The following is an 18,517-nucleotide window of genomic DNA, read 5'->3' as shown; positions in this document are numbered from 1 at the left end:
GCTCTACTCCGTCATTCCCGCGGAGGCGGGAACCCATATTGGCTAGCCGGGCGGCTTATTCACTAAACTTTGCCAATATGGATCCCCGCCTGCGCGGGGATGACGGTTGGGTGATAATGCGCGCTTACCGCTTTATCAGCGTAACCTGTGCCACGTCGATCCCGCCGCCGAGAAACCCGCCCTCGCAATACATCAGATAGTAGCGCCACAACGCCACGAACCGCGCATCGAACCGCGCCGGCAATCGCCCTTCCGCGACCGCCACATCGAACGCAACCCGCCACCGCCTCAGAGTCTCGGCATAGTGCAGTCCGAACCCGCGCCGATCTTCCCACGCCAGCCCACGCGCCTCGGCCAGTGCGCGAAACCGTGGTTCGGACAACAGCATCCCGCCCGGAAACACGTAGCGCTGGATGAAGTCGACGCTCCGCGAATAGGAGTCGAAGATCGCATCGTCGATCGAGATATACTGCAACGCCGCACGCCCGCCCGGCTTCAACGCGCGCGCGATCGCGTCGAGATAGATAGGCCAATATTCCTCACCAACCGCCTCGACCATCTCGATGCTCGCGACCGCATCATAGGTGCCGGTGACGTCGCGGTAATCGGTCAGCGCCACCTGCACCCCGTCGAGCCCCGCCGCCGCGATCCGGTCGTCGACCTGCCGTTTCTGCTCGACCGACAGCGTCAGCGCATGCACGCCAACCCCCGCGCGCGCCGCCATCTCGGCGAAAGATCCCCAACCGCAGCCAATCTCGAGAATCGTATCACCCGCCCGCGCGCCGGTCCGGTCGAGGATCGCGCGCAGCTTGGTCGCCTGCGCCGTCTCATGCGGTTCGGCATCGTCGAACGGCTCGGCGAAAATCGCACTCGAATAGGTCAGGCTCGGGTCGAGCCACGTCTCGTAGAAGTCGTTGCCGAGGTCATAATGCGCGGCGATGTTCTTGCGCGATCCGGTGAGGTCGTTCCGTCGCATCCGGTGCCACGCCCGCGCCGCCAGCCGCACCATGCCCCCCGACCGTGCCGAACTCCCGAGCGAGCGGCGGTTGCGCATGAACAGGTCGAACAGCGGTACCGGATCGGGGCTGGACCAGTCGCCCGCCGCCCAGCCTTCGTACCAGCCGACCGACCCCGCGGTCGCGAGCCGAACCAGCGCGCGCCAGCGATGCACGGTAACGACGGGCAAAGGCCCCGTCGCGCGCCCGCCGATCAGCCGCCGCGTACCGTCGGGCAGTCGTGCATCAATCCCGCCGCTCTCCAGCCCCGCGTCGATCCGGTCGAGCAGCCGGTGAAAAACCGGCGCGACGAGACGCGCGACCGTGGAACCTTGCGCGGTGGGCACATCATCGAAAGCGGGAACGGCGGTCATCGCGGCGCTCCATGCAACACGGGCGGCGGCTAGGAAAGAGTTGTCGACGTCGAAACGGTTGGAACGCGATCCGAGACCACAACGCGCTCCCCTTCCTGGAAGGAAGGGGCCGGGGGTGGGTAGGCCGGCTCGGGCCAATGACGGTCGACCAAGCGGAACCCGACCCACCCCCAACCCCTCCCTTCCAGGGACGGGAGCCGATCCTAGCGTGCGTGTCGCCCGGCCTCGAGCGCGCGCTCGCGGCCTTCACGGTGGCCGACGATCTTTGCCGGATACGCCTTCGGCCGGCAGCCCGACTCGTCCGGATCATGGACCGCTACGCCGGTCACCTTCGCCAGTTCAGGCACCCACTCGCGGATATAGTCCCCCGCATCGAACTTCTCCGATTGCGTCAACGGCGCCATGATCCGCCCGAACATGTTCGAATCCACCCCGGTCCCGGCGACCCATTGCCAGTTCACCGAATTATTCCCGTAATCCGCGTCGACCAGACAGTCCCAGAACCAGCGCTCGCCCTCGCGCCAGTCGATCAGCAGATGCTTCACCAGGAAGCTCGCCGTGATCATCCGCACGCGGTTGTGCATCCAGCCGGTCGCCCAAAGCTGTCGCATCCCGGCATCGACGATCGGATAGCCGGTCTTGCCCTCCTGCCACGCCTTCAGGTCCGCCTCGGCGTCCTTGCCCGAGCGCCAGGGGAGCCTGTCGAACTTGGGCCGACCGTTCGTATCGCCGTAGTCCGGCATCGTCAGCACGACGCCATCGGTGAAATCGCGCCACGCGAGTTCCTTGCGAAACGTCGTCGCATCGCCGTGACCATCGACCGCATGCCAGACCGCACGCGGCGAGATCTCACCGAAATGCAGATGCGGCGACAGGCGCGAGGTGCCCTCGATCGATGGCATGTTGCGGTCGACGTCGTAGGCCTCGACGATCGGCGCCATCGCCTTCGCGTTTTTCAACGCCTGCGCCTCGCCCGGCGTCCAGTCGCCGAATCCGGTCGACCAGTCCGGCTTGGTCGGCAGCAGGTCCCAGTCCGCCAGTTTCTCGCTCTCCGGCCATTTCGACGGCGCAGGGATCGTGCGCGGCACCGGTTCGGGATCGCCGGGCGGCATCATCTGGTTCAGCGCCTTCCAGAACGAGGAATATACCTTGAACTGCCCGCCCGACCCCGTCTTAACGTCCTCCACTCGGGCCAGATGGTTACCGTCGTGCAGGCACAATCGATCGCCAAGCGCCACCTCGGCCTTGCGCCACCAAGGCTCGTAATGCCGGATCGCATGGACCTGCTCTGCACCGGTTTCCTCCATCAGCGCCGTTAGCACCTCGACCGCATCACCGCGTCGCAGCACCAGCTTCGACCCCTTGTCCGCGAGCGCCTTGCCGAACGCGTCCAGCGTGTGGTGCAGCCACCACCGCTGCGCACCGCCCATTGTCCATTTCCCCGGCGCGTCGTCGTCGAGCACGTAGACCGGGATCACCGGCCCGGCATGCGCGGCGGCGATCAGCGCGGGGTGATCGTGAAGGCGGAGGTCCTGGCGCAGCCAGAGAAGCGTTGGAGTCGTCATCGCATCCCCAACGCAGCAAGCCGCCATCCAGCATCACGCCGCTGCGAAAGTTTCCCCCAGCGTCATGATCGCCGCCACGTGCCGCTCGGCGATCACGAGCGCATCCTCGCCATAACCACCACCCACCGTGCTCGCGAGCGGCACGCCGCGCGCAATCGCAAGGCCCGCGACCAGCCGCTCCCGCCTTGCCAGACCGTCCAAGGTCAGCGCCAACCGCCCAAGCCGATCGCCCTCGAACGGATCTACGCCAGCCTGGTACAGGATCAACTCCGGCCGGAACTCGTCGAGCAAAGGCACCAGCGTCGCTTCCAGCGTCGCCAGATACGCCTCGTCGCCGACCTTGTCCGGCAACGGCACGTCGACCGTCGAACGCGCCTTCCGCACCGGGAAATTCTTCTCAGCATGGATCGAATAGGTCGCGATCTCCGGCCGCCCCGCCAGCAGTGCCGCGGTGCCGTCCCCCTGATGCACGTCGCAATCGACGACGAGCACGCGCGCCACCCGCTCCTCGTCGATCAGCCGCGCTGCCGCCACCGCGAGATCGTTGAACACGCAAAACCCCGCGCCGGTGTTCGCCAGCGCATGGTGGCTCCCACCCGCCGTGTTCGCCGCGAACCCGTGCTCCAGCGCGAGACACGCCGCGAGCCACGTCCCGTGCGGGACGATCGCCGCGCGCGACGCCACCGCTGCAGTCACCGGAAAGCCGATCCGCCGCTCCTTCTCCTTCGGCACGTCCGCCCGGAGAACCTCGGCGACGTAGTCCTCGTCATGCACCGCTTCCAGCCACGCGGTCGGCGTCGTCTCGGCGCGGTGCCACGCGACAGCATCACCCTTTTCGAGCAGCAGGTCGCGGATCAGCCCGTTCTTGTTCCAGCGATAGGTCGAGCGCGCTGGCGCGGGCGTGACATAGTCGGGATGGTGGACGACATGGATCATGCTCCGTAGGTAGGAGCGCGACCGCCGACCCCCAAGTTGCCCGAGCCCCAAGCCCCTGCGTTGCGGAGATTATTTTGACCGACGTTTCGACCCTGCCCTACCGTCCCTGCGCCGGCATCATGCTCATGAACGCCGAGGGCAAAATTTTCGTCGGTCAGCGCAACGATTCGCCGCTGGAGGCGTGGCAGATGCCGCAGGGCGGGATCGACCCCGGCGAGGACGCCGAAGCCGCCGCGCTGCGCGAACTCGGCGAGGAAACCGGAGTCATGCCGGACAAGGTCGAACTGATCGCCGAAGCCCCCGGAGAGTTCGTCTACGACCTCCCCCCCGAATTGCTCGGCAAGGTTTGGAAAGGCAAATGGCGCGGCCAGACGCAGCGCTGGTTCCTGTACCGCTTCCTCGGCGCCGACGCCGACGTGAACATCGCCACCGACCACGAGGAATTCCGTGCATGGCGCTGGAGCGATCCCGCCGACCTGCCGCGGTTGATCGTGCCGTTCAAGAAGGCGCTCTACGAACAGGTACTCGCCGCCTTCGCGCCACATCTCGGCGCAACCGGAGCGCGCTGAGCAGTTCCCAATATGCTGCACTGCCGCTACGGAACGGCTGTGCGCCGCTTAGCCCCTTTCCTTTTCGCTCCGTTGCTGCTGGCGAACGCGCCCGATCCGCAATCGGTCATGATCCCCGAGACGATCCGCGCAATGCTCGACGCCGCGCTCGAGTCGGGCAACGAGGCCGACGTCAACACAGTCGCCAAATACGCGCGCGCCGCCGATCCGCTCAGCGGCGACGCGGTGCTGGCGATCGCCGAGAAGTGGAAGGCCGATCGCGCCGCGCAGCGCACGCAGGTCATCCGCCAAGCCAGCTTCCTCGACCTGTGGAGCGGCAAGGCCGAGATCGGCGGGTACCTGACCACCGGCAATTCCGACACGGCGGGCGGCACCGCCGTGCTCGATCTCAACCGCGAAGGCCTTCGCTGGCGCCAGAAATTCCATGCGCAGGCCGACTATCAATCGAACCTCAACATCACGACGCGCGAGCATTACCTCGCCTCGTACGAGCCCAATTACAAGGTCGACGACCGCGCCTACATCTACGGTGTCGCACAGTACGAAGGCGATCGGTTCCTCGGCTATTTCAACCGCTATTCGACCTCGGTCGGTGCAGGCTACAGCGTGATCAAGACCGCGGGGACCAAGCTCGATCTCGAGCTTGGGCCGGCATATCGCTACACCGAATTCACCGACGACACCGTGCAGAGCAGCATCGCCGCGCGCGGCACGGCGAACTTCAGCGTGCGGATCCTCAGCGGACTGTCGATCAGCCAGGTCGCCTCCGCCTATGTGCAGCGCTACAACAGCACGCTCAGCGGGACGACGTCGCTCAACGCCAAGCTGATCGGGCCGCTGTCCGCTGCGCTGTCGTACAGCGTCCAATATGAAAGCGAACCGCCGGTCGGCTCGGTCTCGACCGACACCACCAGCCGCGCATCGCTGGTCTACAGCTTCTGACTCTGTTCCCACGCGCGCCCGGTCTCGCTAGGGTTGCGCGATGAGGGGACTTTCACCGATAGAGCGCGATGCCGTCGACACGGCGGGCGCTGCACCGATGCTGGCGCAGGTCGAGGCGTGGGCGGCCGTCAACAGCGGCACGCGCAATCTTGCGGGCCTCGCGACGATGGCCGGGTTGCTAACCGACGCATTCGCCGTCCTGCCGGGCGAGATCACGCTGGTCGATCCGACCCCGGTCGACAGCGTCGGTGCGGACGGCGCGGTGTCGGCGATCGAGCACGGCAAGCATCTGCACCTCGTCGTTCGCCCGGATGCTCCGGTCCGCATGGTGTTCACCGGGCACATGGACACGGTCTATCCGGTCGATCACGCGTTCCGGTCTCTGCAATGGCTAGACGACGGTCGGCTCAACGGGCCAGGCGTCGCGGACATGAAGGGTGGGCTGGCGGTGATGCTCGCAGCACTCCGGGCGGTCGAGGCCAGCCCCCTCGCCGCGCGGATCGGCTATGACGTGGTCATCAACTCTGACGAGGAAACCGGCTCCTTCTCGTCCGCCGCGCTGCTCGCCCGCGCCGCGCACGGCAAGGTCGCCGCGCTGACTTACGAACCCGCGCTTGCCGACGGCACGCTCGCGGGGGCGCGTGGCGGCACCGGCAACTTCTCGATCATCGTCCACGGTCGCAGCGCGCATGCCGGCCGCAACCCCGAGGACGGCCGCAACGCGTTAGTCGCGGCGGCCGACATAGCGGTGCGGCTGTCGAAAGTCCGCGGGCCGCGCCTAGCGGTAAATCCGGCAAGGATCGACGGGGGCGGCCCCAACAACGTCGTTCCCGACCTCGCCATCCTGCGCATCAACTTCCGCCCCGCCACGCTCGACGAGATCACGCGGGCGCAATCGCACATCGATGCGGCGATCGCGATGGTCGCCGCAGAGCACGACGTCCGCGTCGAGGTTCACGGCAGTTTCAACCGCCCCCCGAAACCGATCGACGACGGCGCCGCGCGCCTGTTCGAACTGGTCAAGGCGTCCGGCGCGGACCTCGGCCTCGACATCGCCTGGAAAGCCACCGGCGGCGTCTGCGACGGCAACAATATCGCGGCCGCCGGCGTGCCGGTCGTCGACACGATGGGCGTCCGCGGTGGCGCGATCCATTCGACCGACGAATTCATGATCCCCGACAGCCTCGCCGAACGCGCGGCGCTGTCGGCGGTCACCATATTGCGTATCGCGGAGGGCCGCTTGTGAGCTTCAGGATCCGGGCCGCGGTCGACGAGGACCTTCAGCACCTTTACGAAATGGCCAAGCTGACCGGCGGTGGCTTCACCAATCTGCCGCCCGATCGCCGTGCGCTGACCGCCAAGCTCGAGCGCAGCCATGCCGCGTTCGCGCGCACCGACGGCCCGGTCCAGGACGAGCTGTTCGTGCTGATCCTCGAGAATACCGAGACGCGCGAAGTCCGCGGTACCTGCCAGATCTTCACGCAGGTTGGACAGAGCTATCCGTTCTACAGCTACCGGATCGGCCAACTCACGCAGCATAGCCGCGAACTGAACCGCACCTTCCGCGCCGACATGCTCACACTCGCCACCGATCTGGAAGGTGCGAGCGAGGTCGGGGGATTGTTCCTCCATCCTGGCGAACGCGCCGGCGGCCTCGGCCTTTTGCTCGCGCGCAGCCGCTACCTCTTCATCAAGATGCACCGCGCGCGCTTCGCCGACCGCATCCTCGCCGAACTGCGAGGGGTAATCGACGAGGCCGGCGGATCGCCGTTCTGGGATGGCCTTGCCGGGCGGTTCTTCGGGATGAATTTCCAGGATGCGGATCAGTTCAATGCGATCAACGGCCATCAATTCATCGCAGACCTGATGCCAAAGCATCCCATCTACACCGCGATGCTCACCGAGACGGCGCGCGCCGCGATCGGCCTGCCGCATCCCTCGGGTCGCGCTGCGATGCGGATGCTGGAGAACGAAGGCTTCGCGTTCGAGAATTATGTCGACATCTTCGATGGCGGCCCGACGATGACCGCCCGCACCGACCAGGTCCGGTCGATCGCCGACGCGCGTACCAGCAACGTGGTCGCGATCGGCGGCAACGACGGCAACGATGCCTTGGTCGCGACGGGACACCTCGCCAACTTTCGCGCGGTGTTCGGCAAGGTTCGCGAGACCGAGGGCGGCGTCATGCTGGCCGAGGATTGCGGACGGGCACTGCAGATCCGCGAGGCGGATCGCGTCACGCACGTTGCTCGACTCTGACGGTTCGGGACAACACGATATCGTCGGGTTAATTTACATTTAACCACGTTCTTGACAGTTTAAACGACGGGGATCGGCCACTGGTACGCATCTTGCTAAGTCGCTCGCATGTGGACTCGCTTTGCTCGCCTCTTCATCATCAAGACCAAGTTCGAGGCCTTCCTCGTCATCTACGGGCTCGCCTTGGGAGCGGTCGAACGCGGGATGCACTATCTCCAGCAATATCCCGGATACGGTGGCTGGATGCTGTTCGCAGCGTGCCCGATCGCGGTCTTCATGGCCGGGGGGCGGATCATCGACTCCGTCGATCCGGCGCTGAGTTCCTAGAGCTTCTGCTGCGCCAGATGCAGATATCGGGTTGAAAAGTCGGCGAGTTCCCGCAACGCGTCCCACTGCGGAAACCCGATCCGGCGCCGGTTGCGGTTGATCAACCCGTCCTGTTCGAGCGACTTGATGGTGCGATTGACGTGGACCGCGGTCAGGCCAAGCGCGTCGCCCAGCTGTTCCTGGCTCATCGGCAGCTCGTACCCGTCGGCACCGGTCAGTCCCTGCATGTCCAGCCGTATCGCGAACTCGCACAGGAAGTGCGCGAGCCGTGATCGTGCGTCGCGGCGCCCGACATTCAGGATCCACTCCCGAAAGATCGAGCCTTCGACGAGTGTATTGATAAAGATCGCGTTCCCGATCGAGGCCCGTTTACGGGCGAGCTCCCGCAACGCCGTACGCGGGATCGTCGCGACATCCGCGCGCGTCAGGGTCTGGACGTTGTGGTCGGCCACATCGAGAAACAGGTGCTGAAAATCGAGCGGTTCACCGGGAATATGCAGCGAAACGATCTGTCGCATCCCGCTACCCGTCAATTTCTGGCGATAGGCAAATCCGGTCAGCAAGACAGCGCATTGCTCGGGCGCGTCCCCCTCACGCACGAGGTAGGAGGAGGGATCGTACGTCCGGAGCGTATAGGGAAGTGCCAGCAACGCAGCACGGTCGCCGGCATCCAGAACGGCATGCGTTTCGAGCTTTCGTACGAGCAATGCCAAGGGGCTAGAAGGTGATGTCACACTGTATTCCCGCAATATCGGGGCGGGAGCACATGCCTCTCTCGGTCGTCAGTGCCCATAAATTGGCTGGCGATGCCGCATAATAACATAACCGCGCAACGATCGTTCAGATTTTTATTGTGGCGGATCAGCAACGATAGATTAAAACGATTTGCTAAAATTCGCTCGATAGCCAGTAAAATCTTGCGAGACCGATACGGTAATTGAGTTTCCACCCGGAGCTCATTGAGAAAGGATTATTGGCCGATGGTCTGGCGGCCACGCTGATCCGTTCCAGACGGCCCCTTCCACCGCTGCACGAGCCCCGCCGCGACCATGTCGACGGACTCGACCTGCGCCGCGATCCGCTGATGCAGAAATCCCGCGGCATCCCTGAACCGACGCGCGAGGGCATTATCGGGCACGATCCCGAGCCCCACCTCATTGGAGACGAACACGATTTTTCCGTCGAGCCCAGATATCGCCGCGAGCAGCATCTCGGTCTGATGCGTGATATCCAGATCGGCCAACAGCAGGTTCGACAGCCAAAGGGTCAGGCAGTCGACGAGAAGGACCATGTTTTCGCCATCCGCCATGGCGATGGCTTCGGCGAGCGCGATGGGCGCCTCGACGGTCCGCCAACGCGTATCCCGATCCGCACGGTGGCGAGCGATACGGTTGCCCATTTCGTCATCGAACGCCTGGGCCGTTGCGATATATACGAGCTGCCCATGCGCTCCGACCGTCTCGGCGGCGGCCTGTGCATGGCGGCTTTTGCCCGACCTCGCGCCCCCCAGCACGAAGAGACTCTTGCCGAACGACGCTTCAACCGATTGCATCCGCCCATCTCCTTCGTACTTGCCGGCCGCACCCGGAATGACGATGACGCCGGGAAGATCAAGAGAAAGCCTGCAGGTTCGAGTGAATGACGCTATGAAGGCCTTGCGGATCCACGGCGGACGGATCGATCTTGCCGCCACCCACTACCCGCGTGCGCCGCAACCGTGGCTCGACCTGTCGACCGGTATCAATCCCTGCGCGTGGCAAGCCGAACCCTTCCCGCCGCTCGACCTGCATAGACTGCCCTCGCCGACCGCCATCGGCGATCTCGAAGCCGCCGCCGCGACCATGTTCGGCACCAGCGCGGATCGCGTCGTCGCCCTGCCCGGCAGCGAACTCGGCCTGCGGTCGCTCGATGTGCTTGGTTTGCCGTCGCCGGTCAGGTTCGTCACGCCCAGTTACGGAACGCACGCGGAAGCGATCACGCGAGCAACACCGATCGCACGCGATGCGATCGATGCGATCAGCGAAGGCACGCTCCTGCTTGCCAACCCGAACAATCCCGATGGCGACATCGACTCTCCGGACCGCCTGTTGCGGATCGTGCGGCGCGGCGTGTGGCTGGTCGTCGACGAAGCGTTTGCCGACGCCGTACCGGCGCGAAACCTGATACCGTGCCTCGCCTCCGAAGACCCTGCGATCGTTTTCCGCTCGTTCGGCAAATTCTTCGGGCTCGCAGGCGTGCGCCTCGGCTTCATGATCGCTCCTGCCACGCAGGCCGCCGCGATGCGTCGTCGCCTCGGTAGCTGGCCGATCTCCGCCCTCGCAGTCGCGTACGGTACCGCCGCCTATCGGGACGTCGCCTGGATCGCTAAAGCCCGGCGATCGATCGTAGAACGCGCCGATCGGCTCGACATGCTGCTCGCACGCCACGGCCTGCGCGGCAGTGGCGCTTGCCCGTTGTTCCGGCTGGTGCAGTGCGACGATGCGGCGGCGGTGTTCGAACGCCTGGCGCAATCCGGCATTCTCACGCGTCCGTTCGACACTGCGCCACGCTGGCTCCGGTTCGGCGTGCCGGGGGACGATGCCGCGTTCGAGCGCCTCGATCGAGCACTCTCCCGTGGCTGAACCGATCGCAGTCCTGGCGATCGTCGTGGACCTGGCGATCGGCTGGCCGGCGGCGGTCTACGCCCGGATCGGTCATCCGGTCGGCGGGTTCGCGCGGCTGATCGGTTGGGCGGAAACCCGCTGGAACACGCCCGCCGCGTCCAGCACGTACCGTCGCATCGCCGGCGTCGTGACGTTGGTCCTGATCGTCGCAGTCGCGATCGGGATAGCGTTGGCGGCCACCTGGCTCGCCCGGCGCGCACTCGGTCCCGTAGCGTGGATCGCGATCGCGCTGCTGGCCACACCGGGCCTCGCGATCCGCAGCCTGTACGACCATGTCGTCCCCGTCGCCCGAGCCCTCCATGCGAACGATCTCGACACCGCCCGCGCCCGTGTCGCCATGATCGTAGGCCGTGACGTCGCCTCGCTCGACGACGCTGGCGTCGCGCGCGCGGCGATCGAGAGCCTTGCCGAGAGCGTGTGCGACGGCGTCGTTGCGCCACTGTTCTGGCTGATCATCGCCGGGCTGCCGGGACTTTGGGCGTACAAGGCGATCAATACCGCCGATAGCCTGATCGGGCATCGCGAGGAGCGATGGCGCGCGTTCGGCTGGGCCGCGGCGCGAACCGACGATGTGGCCAACTTCGTCCCCGCGCGGATCGGCGGCGTGCTGCTCTGCGTCGCAGGGCTCGGCGGGTGGCGGACGATGTGGCGCGATGCCGGCAACCATGCCTCGCCCAACGCCGGCTGGCCCGAAGCCGCGATGGCAGGTGCGCTTGGTCTGAAGCTCGCGGGCCCGATCGCCTATGACGGGGTGAGCGTCGCCAAACCATACATCGGCGATGGCCGCCCAGATGCGACCGCAAACGATCTTCGCGCCGCGCTCGGCATCTATCGACGGGCGTGCGCTCTACTTCTCGTCATCGCCGGAGGGGTCGCATGGGCGCTCTGATGCTACAGGGGACCGGTTCGGACGTCGGCAAGTCGGTCTTGGTCGCGGGATTATGCCGGGCCTTTGCCAACCGGGGACTGTCGGTGCGGCCATTCAAGCCACAGAACATGTCGAACAACGCCGCCGTCACTGCCGATGGCGGCGAGATCGGCCGTGCGCAGGCAACGCAGGCTATCGCTTGTCGCGTCGCGCCGAGCGTCGACATGAACCCGGTGCTGCTCAAGCCGCAGGGCGACCGCACCTCGCAACTGATCGTCCGCGGACAGGTGCGCGGCACGCTCGCCGCCGCCCGCTGGCGCGAAGGGCGCGAAGGGTTGCTGGTCGACGTGCTAGATAGCTTCGAGCGGCTGTCGGCAGGCTGTGACATCGTCGTCGTCGAGGGCGCGGGCAGCCCGGCGGAGATCAACCTGCGCGCCGGTGACATCGCCAACATGGGGTTCGCGCGCGCGGCAGACGTGCCCGTGGTGCTGGTCGGCGATATCGACCGCGGCGGGGTGATCGCGGCGATCGTCGGCACGCGTGCGGTGATCGATCCAGCCGACGCGGCGATGATCCACGGCTTCCTGATCAACAAGTTCCGCGGCGACCCGGCGCTGTTCGACGACGGCTATCGCGCGATCGAGGCGCGGAGCGGATGGCGCGGGTACGGCGTCGTGCCATGGCTCGCCGACGCGGTGCGGCTGCCGAGCGAGGACGCGGTGATCCTCGAACGGCCGGTTGCCTCTTCGCAGCGGCGCGTCACGATCGCCTGCCCGATCACGCCGCGGATCGCCAATTTCGACGACCTCGATCCGCTTCGGCTCGAACCCGGCGTCGCGCTGGTGATGGTACCGCCGGGGACGCCGATCCCGGACGTCGACATGATCGTCCTCGCCGGGTCGAAGGCGACGATCCCCGATCTCGCCTTCGTCCGCGCGCAGGGCTGGGACATCGACATCCATGCGCATTGCCGTCGCGGCAAGCCGGTGCTGGGGCTTTGCGGCGGTTACCAGATGCTCGGTCGCAGCATCGCCGATCCTGACGGCATCGAGGGGCCGGCGGGTCGCGTCGAAGGGCTCGGGCTGCTCGACGTCGATACGGTCCTCACTGGCCGCAAGACGCTCGACCGGGTTTGCGGCCAGGCACAAGGCGCCGCGTTCGAGGGCTACGAGATGCACATGGGCGCGACCACCGGGCCGGCCACCGCGCGCCCGGTCGGGCACCGCGCCGATGGCAGTCCCGAAGGCGCGACGAGTGCGGACGGACTGGTAGCGGGCAGCTATGTCCACGGCCTGCTCGCCCTCGCGGAGCAGCGTGCGGTGTGGCTGGCGCGTCTCGGCGTCGCCGCCAGCGGGCCCGATCATAGTGCGTCGATCGACGCCGCGCTCGATGCGATCGCTGCGACGCTGGAACGCCATGTCGATCTCGATGCGCTGCTGGCGCTAGCCGAGCGCGCCGGCCACCGCGAGCGCGACTAGCAGCCCGGTCTCGACGATCTCGATCCCGGCACCGTGCGCATCGCCCGTCACGCCGCCCAGCGTCCGCCGCAACCACGCCGCGACGCCCAGCACGAGCAGCGGGAGGACGAAAAGCGCTGGCATTGCGACGGCGGCGAGCGCGAGCAACAGTCCCCACCCCAGCAGATCGTGCGCTCGGACCGCGCCGGCAACCGCGGCGCCGAGCCCGCCCGGCCGCAACGGCGGCAACAATTTCGCCCAGACGAGCGGTCCCGTCCTCGCTGCGAACGGTACGAGGATCAGTCCCCAGCTCATCCCGATCGCATGCAGCAGCACGAGCTTGGCGAGCATCTGACCGACGATCGCGACGACGCCGAAGCTGCCGATATGCGGATCGGCCATCACCGCGAGCAGCCGCGTCCGATTGCCATGCGCCGCGCCCAGCCCATCGGCGAGATCGGCAAGCCCGTCGAGATGCAGCGCCCCCGTCACCGCGATCCAGGCAAGCAGCGCGGCACAGGCACCCGTCCAAGGATCGACGAGCGCACCCAGCCATCCGGCCGCCGCGACGAGCGCACCGATCGCGAGGCCAACGATCGGATAAAAACGGATCGCCGCCGCGAAATCATCGGCGCTGACGTCGACCCGGGGCATCGGCAAGCGCGTCAGGAACCCGAACGCGACGATCAGCCGTTTCATGTCGCCAGCCCTACGATCTGGACGGTCCGCGGCTGGCCCGGCCAGATCCGCAGCGAGACGACCGCGGCGCAGGGCAGGTCGAACGCCCATATCTGTCGTCGATCGAACCCGCACAATGCCGCGAGCGCCGCCCGGATCGTGCCGCCATGCGTCACGACCAGCGTCGGAACCGGCGGCATCCCCGCCAGTGCGCGCGCGACACGGTCCTGCAACGCCGACCAGCGTTCGCCACCCGGCGGTGGTGACGCGTCGGGGTCGTCATAGAACGCCGTCAGCTCGGCGGTATCGATCGCGGTGGGCGGCAGGCCGTCCCAAGCGCCAAAATCCAGTTCCTGCCAGCGTGGATCGACCTCGACCGAAACGCCTCGCGGGCCACCGATCGCTTCCGCGCAGGCGCGCGCGCGGACCAGATCGGATGTCTCGATCCTTTCTATGGCAAGGCCCTCGGCGCGCGCGACGCAGGCGGCAATGCCGGCCGCGGTTGCCGGATCGTCCGTCCGCCCGAGCAGTCGTCCCGCCACTTCGGGCGCACCATGCCGCATGAGATACAGCCTGTGTGCGCTCACCCCGCGGAAACACCTGCCTCGGCGAAGGTCGCCATCTCGACATGCGCCGCCAGCGCGGCTCGGACGAGCAGCGTCGCCGTCGCCGCACCGCTCGCCTCGCCCAGCCGCATCCCGAGTGACAGCAGGGGCTCGAGACCCATGCGGTCCAGCAGGAGCCGATGCCCCGGTTCGGCCGAGACATGCCCGGCAAGGCAATGCGCGAGAACATCGGGACACGCGGCCGCCAACGGCGCGACCGCCGCGCAACAGATGAACCCGTCGAGCATGACCGGAACGCCTCCCAATCGTGCGGCGACCACCGCGCCGGCAATCGCCGCCAACTCGCGCCCGCCGAGCCGCCGCAGGATGTCGAACGGCGTGGTCAGCGCATCCCGGTGCAACGCGACCCCGGCTTCGACGACCGCGATCTTCCGCGCGATGCCATCGTGATCGACCCCGGTGCCGGGCCCGACCCAGTCGCTCGCCGACCCGCCGAAGCTCGCCAGACACAGGGCGGCAGCGGTCGTCGAATTGCCGATCCCCATCTCGCCGAGCACGACCAGGTCCGGCAAGTCCGCAACCGCCGCTGCGCCGGCGTTGATCGCGGCGAGGCACTCGTTCTCCGACATTGCCGGCGCCTCGGTGAAGTCCGCAGTCGGCCGGTCGAGATCGAGCGATACGATCCTGAGATCGAGGCCGGCCGCGCGCGACAGCGCGTTGATCGCCGCGCCGCCATGCTCGAAATTGGCGACCATCTGCGCGGTGACGGACGCGGGAAACGCGCTGACGCCGCGCGCGACGATGCCGTGATTGCCCGCGAACACGACTGCGCTTCCACGATCGAGCCGGGGCAGCGGGTTGCCCTGCCATCCGGCCATGAAGACGGCGATATCCTCAAGCCGACCGAGCGATCCCGATGGCTTGGTCAGTTCTTCCTGCCGCGCGATCGCCGCGGATCGCGCGGCAGCGTCGGCCTGCGGCAAACCGCGCAAAGCCGCCAGAAACGCAGCGGGCGTAGCGAACGCGGTCACTCGACGACAAACCCGGCGGGCGGCGTGCGCGTGATGAAATGTCCCTTCACCCCTTGCGGCCATTGTTTAAACGGCACCTGCCCGAACGCGCTCTCGCCGTAGAGCCGCGCGTAATCGAGGATCGCGCGCGCGGCATCTTCGGTGGGTTCGAACCGGCCCAGCACATAGCCGACCTTGGCGGGTGCCCGCAGGTGGATCGTGCAGAAATCCTGGCATGCGAACAGGCACGGCATCTCCTGCACCGCGACTTCGGCATAGGCGGGATCGCTCGCCTGCACCGTCTTCAGCGCGTTGACCAGCCGCGCGCCGCCACGCTGGCCCTGCTCGTCGTCGCGTGCGTCGGTGGAATGGCGACACGTGTTGCACGCGACTACAGCGACGCCGTCTTCGACTGGCTTCAGCATGTCCGTTCCCGGACGATCTCGTAACGTTGTAAACTTGGCATAGGAACCCCTTCGGACAGTCGGTTCCGCACCGCGCGAAGGGCGAGAGGCGCACGCCTCCAGCCTCCGCGAGACGCGAAGCGATGTCGTCGCTCGGGGTGTTACCCGTCCGTTCGGCGCACCCTGGCCGGACGAAAGACGACCGCGACGGGCAGGTCTCCTGGCTCGCGGGTCAACGCCGGCCGCGCCGCCTTCTCGGGAACATCCCAATGGCATGAGGCACGATGGCTCGCCGCGTACAGTTGCAGGGGCAGCCGGGTGTTTCCCGTTCCCATTTTCATTTCCCTACGCGTTGCCGCCTCGGGAAAACCTGTCGCGGGTGGAGCGATACGCGTACGATCGATCGTAGACAAGCAGCCTCTAATCCTCTCCCTTGCAGGGGAGGTGGCAGCCCGTTTGCGCTGACGGAGGAGTGACCCGCCATCGAGATCGCAACACACCTCCGTCTGGCAAGTGCCAGCCACCTCCCCTGCCAAGGGAGGATCAAGAAGTCAGAACTCCACGCCCGCCTGCGCCTTCACGCCCGAACGGAACGGATGCTTCACCTGCGTCATCTCGGTCACAAGGTCCGCCATCTCGATCAGCGCATCCGGCGCATTCCGCCCGGTCACCACGACATGCGTCATCTCGGGCTTCGCCGCCAACACGGCCACGACCTCGTCGACCGGCAGATACTCGTACCGCAGCACGATGTTGAGTTCGTCCGCGACCACCATCGCATAGGACGGATCCGCGATCATCCGCTTCACCTCGTCCCACGCCTCGCGCGCCACCGCGATATCGCGCGCGCGGTCCTGCGTATCCCAGGTGAACCCCTCCCCCATCGGTTTGAACTCGCACAGGTCCGTGAACGCGTCGAAGATCGCCTTCTCGCCGGTCGCCATCGCGCCCTTGACGAACTGGACCACGCCGACCTTGCGCCCATGCCCGATCATCCGCACCGCCATGCCGAACGCGGCGGTCGACTTGCCCTTGCCCTTGCCGGTGTGGACGATGATCAGCCCCTTCTCGATCGTCTTGCTCGCGACGATCCGGTCCTGGACCTCCTTGCGCTTGGCGCTCTTGGCATTCTGCTCGTCGTCGGTCCGCATGATCATGTCCTCTCCCGCACCCGATGGCGGATCGCGCCGCGCGGCGCTAGAGCGACCGACATGCTCCGCATCACCGACCTCAAGCTGCCGCTCAACCACGCCGACGAAGCGCTCCCCGCCGCGATCCGCGACCGCCTGCGCGTCACCCCGCGCGACCTGATCCGCTACACCATCGCCAGACGCGCACACGATGCCCGCGACAAGATGGACATCCAGCTCGTCTATTCGGTCGACGTCACGCTGAAGAACGAGGACACCGTCCTCCAGCGCTTCCGCAAGGATCGCCACGTCCAGCGCACACCGGACACGGGGTATCGCTTCGTCACCAAGGGCGGCCCGAACTACACCGGCCCCCGCCCGGTGGTGGTCGGCGCGGGCCCCTGCGGCCTCTTCGCCGGCCTGATCCTCGCGCAGATGGGGTTCCGCCCGATCATCCTCGACCGCGGCAAAGTCGTCCGCGAACGTACCAAGGATACCTGGGGCCTCTGGCGCAAGAGCGTCCTCAACCCCGAATCCAACGTCCAGTTCGGCGAGGGCGGTGCCGGCACTTTCTCCGACGGCAAGCTCTGGAGCCAGATCAAGGACCCGCGTCATCTTGGACGGAAAGTCCTGACCGAGTTCGTCAAGGCCGGCGCGCCCCCGGAAATCCTGACCGAAGCGCACCCGCATATCGGCACCTTCCGCCTCGTCACGATGGTCGAGAGCATGCGCGAGACGATCGAGGCGCTCGGCGGCGAGTACCGCTTCTCGACGCGCGTCGATGGTCTCGACATCGTCGAGGAAGCCGGCACGCGCCAAGTCCGCGGGCTCCATCTCAGCACCGGCGACTATCTCGAAGCCAACCACGTCGTCTTCGCGGTCGGCCACAGCGCGCGCGACACGTTCGAGATGCTCCATGCCAAGGGCGTGCACGTAGAAGCCAAGCCGTTCTCGATCGGCGTCCGCATCGAGCATCCGCAGTCGTGGATCGACGAAGCCCGGTTCGGGCCGTGCGCTGGCCATCCCGATCTCGGCGCAGCGGCATACAGCCTGTCGCACCACTGCAAGAACGGACGGACCGTCTACAGCTTCTGCATGTGCCCGGGCGGCACCGTCGTCGCCGCGACCTCGGAAGAGGGCCGCGTCGCCACCAACGGCATGAGCCAATATTCGCGCAACGAACGCAACGCGAACTCGGGAATCGTCATCGGCATCGACCCCGAGCGCGACTATCCCGGCCACCCGCTCGCCGGGATCGAGCTGCAGCGCCACTGGGAAACGCGCGCCTATGTCGCCGGCGGCTCGAACTACAAGGCACCTGCGCAACGCATCGGCGACCTCCTCGCGGGCCGCGCGTCGATCGCGCTCGGTTCGGTTATCCCGTCGTACAAGCCCGGCGTGCACATGACCGACTTGTCGGAGTGTCTGCCGGAGTTCGCGATCACCGCGCTACGCGAGGCACTGCCGGCGTTCGGGCGCGAAATCCCGGGCTACGATCACCCCGATGCGGTGCTCACGGGTGTGGAGACGCGGACGTCATCGCCGGTGAGGATCACGCGGGGTGACGATTTCATGAGCCTCAACACGGCCGGCCTGTTCCCGGCGGGAGAAGGCGCTGGCTATGCGGGGGGCATTCTGTCCGCCGCAGTCGACGGTATCAAGGTCGCGGAAGCGGTTGCGCTTAGCTTGATCGCGTAACGGGCTCTAGCTTGTTCCCCTGCGAAGGCGGGGGCCCAGGAGCCACAGGCACCGGCGATCGTTACCCTGGGCTCCC

19 protein-coding genes and 1 riboswitch are annotated in these 18,517 nt (G+C 66.7%); of the genes, 9 read left to right on the top strand and 10 right to left on the bottom strand.

The window, feature by feature from the left end:
• Positions 1-124 precede the first annotated feature (124 nt).
• The 3 genes from BM244_RS03655 to BM244_RS03645 form a co-directional block, all read right to left on the bottom strand.
• Positions 125-1,369 carry an SAM-dependent methyltransferase gene (locus BM244_RS03655; RefSeq protein WP_093397432.1) on the bottom strand — a complete coding sequence of 415 codons (1,245 nt, stop codon included), beginning with the start codon at positions 1,367-1,369 and terminating at the stop codon, positions 125-127.
• A 203-nt stretch (positions 1,370-1,572) separates the two neighbouring features.
• Positions 1,573-2,934, bottom strand: coding sequence for a cryptochrome/photolyase family protein (locus tag BM244_RS03650; protein ID WP_093398091.1), 1,362 nt, complete (start codon positions 2,932-2,934; stop codon positions 1,573-1,575).
• 33 nt (positions 2,935-2,967) lie between these two features.
• The gene (locus BM244_RS03645) at positions 2,968-3,870 is read right to left on the bottom strand and encodes a histone deacetylase family protein (protein ID WP_093397431.1); all 903 of its coding nucleotides are present in this window, start codon (positions 3,868-3,870) and stop codon (positions 2,968-2,970) included.
• A gap of 74 nt (positions 3,871-3,944) precedes the next feature.
• On the opposite strand from BM244_RS03645, the gene BM244_RS03640 reads away from it, so the two are divergent.
• The 5 genes from BM244_RS03640 (at position 3,945) to BM244_RS03620 (ending at position 7,967) form a co-directional block, all read left to right on the top strand.
• Entirely contained in the window at positions 3,945-4,439 is a 495-nt protein-coding gene (locus BM244_RS03640) for an RNA pyrophosphohydrolase (protein ID WP_093397429.1), read from the top strand.
• Positions 4,440-4,478: 39 nt separating this feature from the next.
• Positions 4,479-5,381: a DUF481 domain-containing protein gene (locus BM244_RS03635; RefSeq protein WP_254784252.1), complete on the top strand. Its 903-nt coding sequence runs from the start codon at positions 4,479-4,481 to the stop codon at positions 5,379-5,381.
• 40 nt (positions 5,382-5,421) lie between these two features.
• Positions 5,422-6,627, top strand: coding sequence for a hydrolase (locus tag BM244_RS03630; protein ID WP_093397426.1), 1,206 nt, complete (start codon positions 5,422-5,424; stop codon positions 6,625-6,627).
• The gene (locus tag BM244_RS03625; RefSeq protein ID WP_093397424.1) at positions 6,624-7,640 is read left to right on the top strand and encodes an arginine N-succinyltransferase; all 1,017 of its coding nucleotides are present in this window, start codon (positions 6,624-6,626) and stop codon (positions 7,638-7,640) included. Before BM244_RS03630 ends, BM244_RS03625 begins: the two co-directional genes overlap by 4 nt.
• Before the next feature lie 108 nt (positions 7,641-7,748).
• Positions 7,749-7,967, top strand: a complete 219-nt coding sequence (locus BM244_RS03620; protein ID WP_093397423.1) for a hypothetical protein — start codon at positions 7,749-7,751, stop codon at positions 7,965-7,967.
• Here BM244_RS03620 and BM244_RS03615 read toward each other — a convergent pair.
• Both BM244_RS03615 and cobU read right to left on the bottom strand, forming a co-directional pair.
• Positions 7,964-8,701: a Crp/Fnr family transcriptional regulator gene (locus BM244_RS03615; RefSeq protein WP_254784251.1), complete on the bottom strand. Its 738-nt coding sequence runs from the start codon at positions 8,699-8,701 to the stop codon at positions 7,964-7,966. The two genes, BM244_RS03620 and BM244_RS03615, sit on opposite strands and share 4 nt — an antisense overlap.
• A gap of 236 nt (positions 8,702-8,937) precedes the next feature.
• The gene (gene cobU / locus BM244_RS03610; protein ID WP_093397420.1) at positions 8,938-9,519 is read right to left on the bottom strand and encodes a bifunctional adenosylcobinamide kinase/adenosylcobinamide-phosphate guanylyltransferase; all 582 of its coding nucleotides are present in this window, start codon (positions 9,517-9,519) and stop codon (positions 8,938-8,940) included.
• Between the two features lie 94 nt (positions 9,520-9,613).
• Between cobU and BM244_RS03605 the strand changes: the two genes are divergently transcribed.
• From BM244_RS03605 to BM244_RS03595, 3 genes are read left to right on the top strand one after another with little or no spacing between them, the layout of a single operon-like run.
• Positions 9,614-10,588: a threonine-phosphate decarboxylase gene (locus BM244_RS03605; protein WP_093397419.1), complete on the top strand. Its 975-nt coding sequence runs from the start codon at positions 9,614-9,616 to the stop codon at positions 10,586-10,588.
• Positions 10,581-11,519, top strand: a complete 939-nt coding sequence (gene cbiB, locus BM244_RS03600; protein ID WP_254784250.1) for an adenosylcobinamide-phosphate synthase CbiB — start codon at positions 10,581-10,583, stop codon at positions 11,517-11,519. Before BM244_RS03605 ends, cbiB begins: the two co-directional genes overlap by 8 nt.
• Positions 11,507-12,976 carry a cobyric acid synthase gene (locus tag BM244_RS03595; RefSeq protein WP_093397417.1) on the top strand — a complete coding sequence of 490 codons (1,470 nt, stop codon included), beginning with the start codon at positions 11,507-11,509 and terminating at the stop codon, positions 12,974-12,976. Before cbiB ends, BM244_RS03595 begins: the two co-directional genes overlap by 13 nt.
• On the opposite strand, the gene cobS is transcribed toward BM244_RS03595, so the two are convergent.
• The 5 genes from cobS to cobO form a co-directional block, all read right to left on the bottom strand.
• Entirely contained in the window at positions 12,941-13,654 is a 714-nt protein-coding gene (gene cobS, locus BM244_RS03590) for an adenosylcobinamide-GDP ribazoletransferase (RefSeq protein ID WP_093397415.1), read from the bottom strand. The genes BM244_RS03595 and cobS overlap by 36 nt on opposite strands.
• Entirely contained in the window at positions 13,651-14,220 is a 570-nt protein-coding gene (locus tag BM244_RS03585) for a histidine phosphatase family protein (RefSeq protein WP_093397414.1), read from the bottom strand. Before BM244_RS03585 ends, cobS begins: the two co-directional genes overlap by 4 nt.
• Positions 14,217-15,230, bottom strand: a complete 1,014-nt coding sequence (gene cobT, locus BM244_RS03580; RefSeq protein WP_093397412.1) for a nicotinate-nucleotide--dimethylbenzimidazole phosphoribosyltransferase — start codon at positions 15,228-15,230, stop codon at positions 14,217-14,219. The genes BM244_RS03585 and cobT overlap by 4 nt, the downstream gene beginning before the upstream one ends.
• A complete protein-coding gene (locus tag BM244_RS03575) occupies positions 15,227-15,634 on the bottom strand; it encodes a DUF1636 domain-containing protein (protein ID WP_093397411.1) in 408 nt (135 codons plus the stop codon). The genes cobT and BM244_RS03575 overlap by 4 nt, the downstream gene beginning before the upstream one ends.
• 171 nt (positions 15,635-15,805) lie before the next feature.
• Positions 15,806-16,002, bottom strand: a riboswitch (cobalamin riboswitch).
• Positions 16,003-16,164: 162 nt separating this feature from the next.
• Positions 16,165-16,770, bottom strand: coding sequence for a cob(I)yrinic acid a,c-diamide adenosyltransferase (gene cobO, locus BM244_RS03570; RefSeq protein WP_093397409.1), 606 nt, complete (start codon positions 16,768-16,770; stop codon positions 16,165-16,167).
• 54 nt (positions 16,771-16,824) lie between these two features.
• Here cobO and BM244_RS03565 point away from each other — a divergent pair, with 54 nt between their 5' ends.
• Complete coding sequence (locus BM244_RS03565; RefSeq protein ID WP_093397408.1) at positions 16,825-18,441, top strand: NAD(P)/FAD-dependent oxidoreductase; 1,617 nt, start codon at positions 16,825-16,827, stop codon at positions 18,439-18,441.
• The last annotated feature ends 76 nt before the right edge of the window (positions 18,442-18,517 follow it).

It is taken from the genome of Sphingomonas sp. OK281, assembly GCF_900115295.1.
GTDB lineage: Bacteria > Pseudomonadota > Alphaproteobacteria > Sphingomonadales > Sphingomonadaceae > Sphingomonas.
The sequence above is the reverse complement of the archived record's forward strand: the minus strand, read 5'-3'. Positions and strand labels throughout refer to the sequence as shown.

Coding starts and splice junctions, on each gene's coding strand:
- BM244_RS03655 (WP_093397432.1), bottom strand. CDS start 1,369: ATGACCGCCGTTCCCGCTTTCGATGATGTGCCCACCGCGCAAGGTTCC.
- BM244_RS03650 (WP_093398091.1), bottom strand. CDS start 2,934: ATGACGACTCCAACGCTTCTCTGGCTGCGCCAGGACCTCCGCCTTCAC.
- BM244_RS03645 (WP_093397431.1), bottom strand. CDS start 3,870: ATGATCCATGTCGTCCACCATCCCGACTATGTCACGCCCGCGCCAGCG.
- BM244_RS03630 (WP_093397426.1), top strand. CDS start 5,422: ATGAGGGGACTTTCACCGATAGAGCGCGATGCCGTCGACACGGCGGGC.
- BM244_RS03620 (WP_093397423.1), top strand. CDS start 7,749: ATGTGGACTCGCTTTGCTCGCCTCTTCATCATCAAGACCAAGTTCGAG.
- cobU (WP_093397420.1), bottom strand. CDS start 9,519: ATGCAATCGGTTGAAGCGTCGTTCGGCAAGAGTCTCTTCGTGCTGGGG.
- BM244_RS03605 (WP_093397419.1), top strand. CDS start 9,614: ATGAAGGCCTTGCGGATCCACGGCGGACGGATCGATCTTGCCGCCACC.
- BM244_RS03595 (WP_093397417.1), top strand. CDS start 11,507: ATGGGCGCTCTGATGCTACAGGGGACCGGTTCGGACGTCGGCAAGTCG.
- cobS (WP_093397415.1), bottom strand. CDS start 13,654: ATGAAACGGCTGATCGTCGCGTTCGGGTTCCTGACGCGCTTGCCGATG.
- BM244_RS03575 (WP_093397411.1), bottom strand. CDS start 15,634: ATGCTGAAGCCAGTCGAAGACGGCGTCGCTGTAGTCGCGTGCAACACG.
- cobO (WP_093397409.1), bottom strand. CDS start 16,770: ATGATCATGCGGACCGACGACGAGCAGAATGCCAAGAGCGCCAAGCGC.
- BM244_RS03565 (WP_093397408.1), top strand. CDS start 16,825: ATGCTCCGCATCACCGACCTCAAGCTGCCGCTCAACCACGCCGACGAA.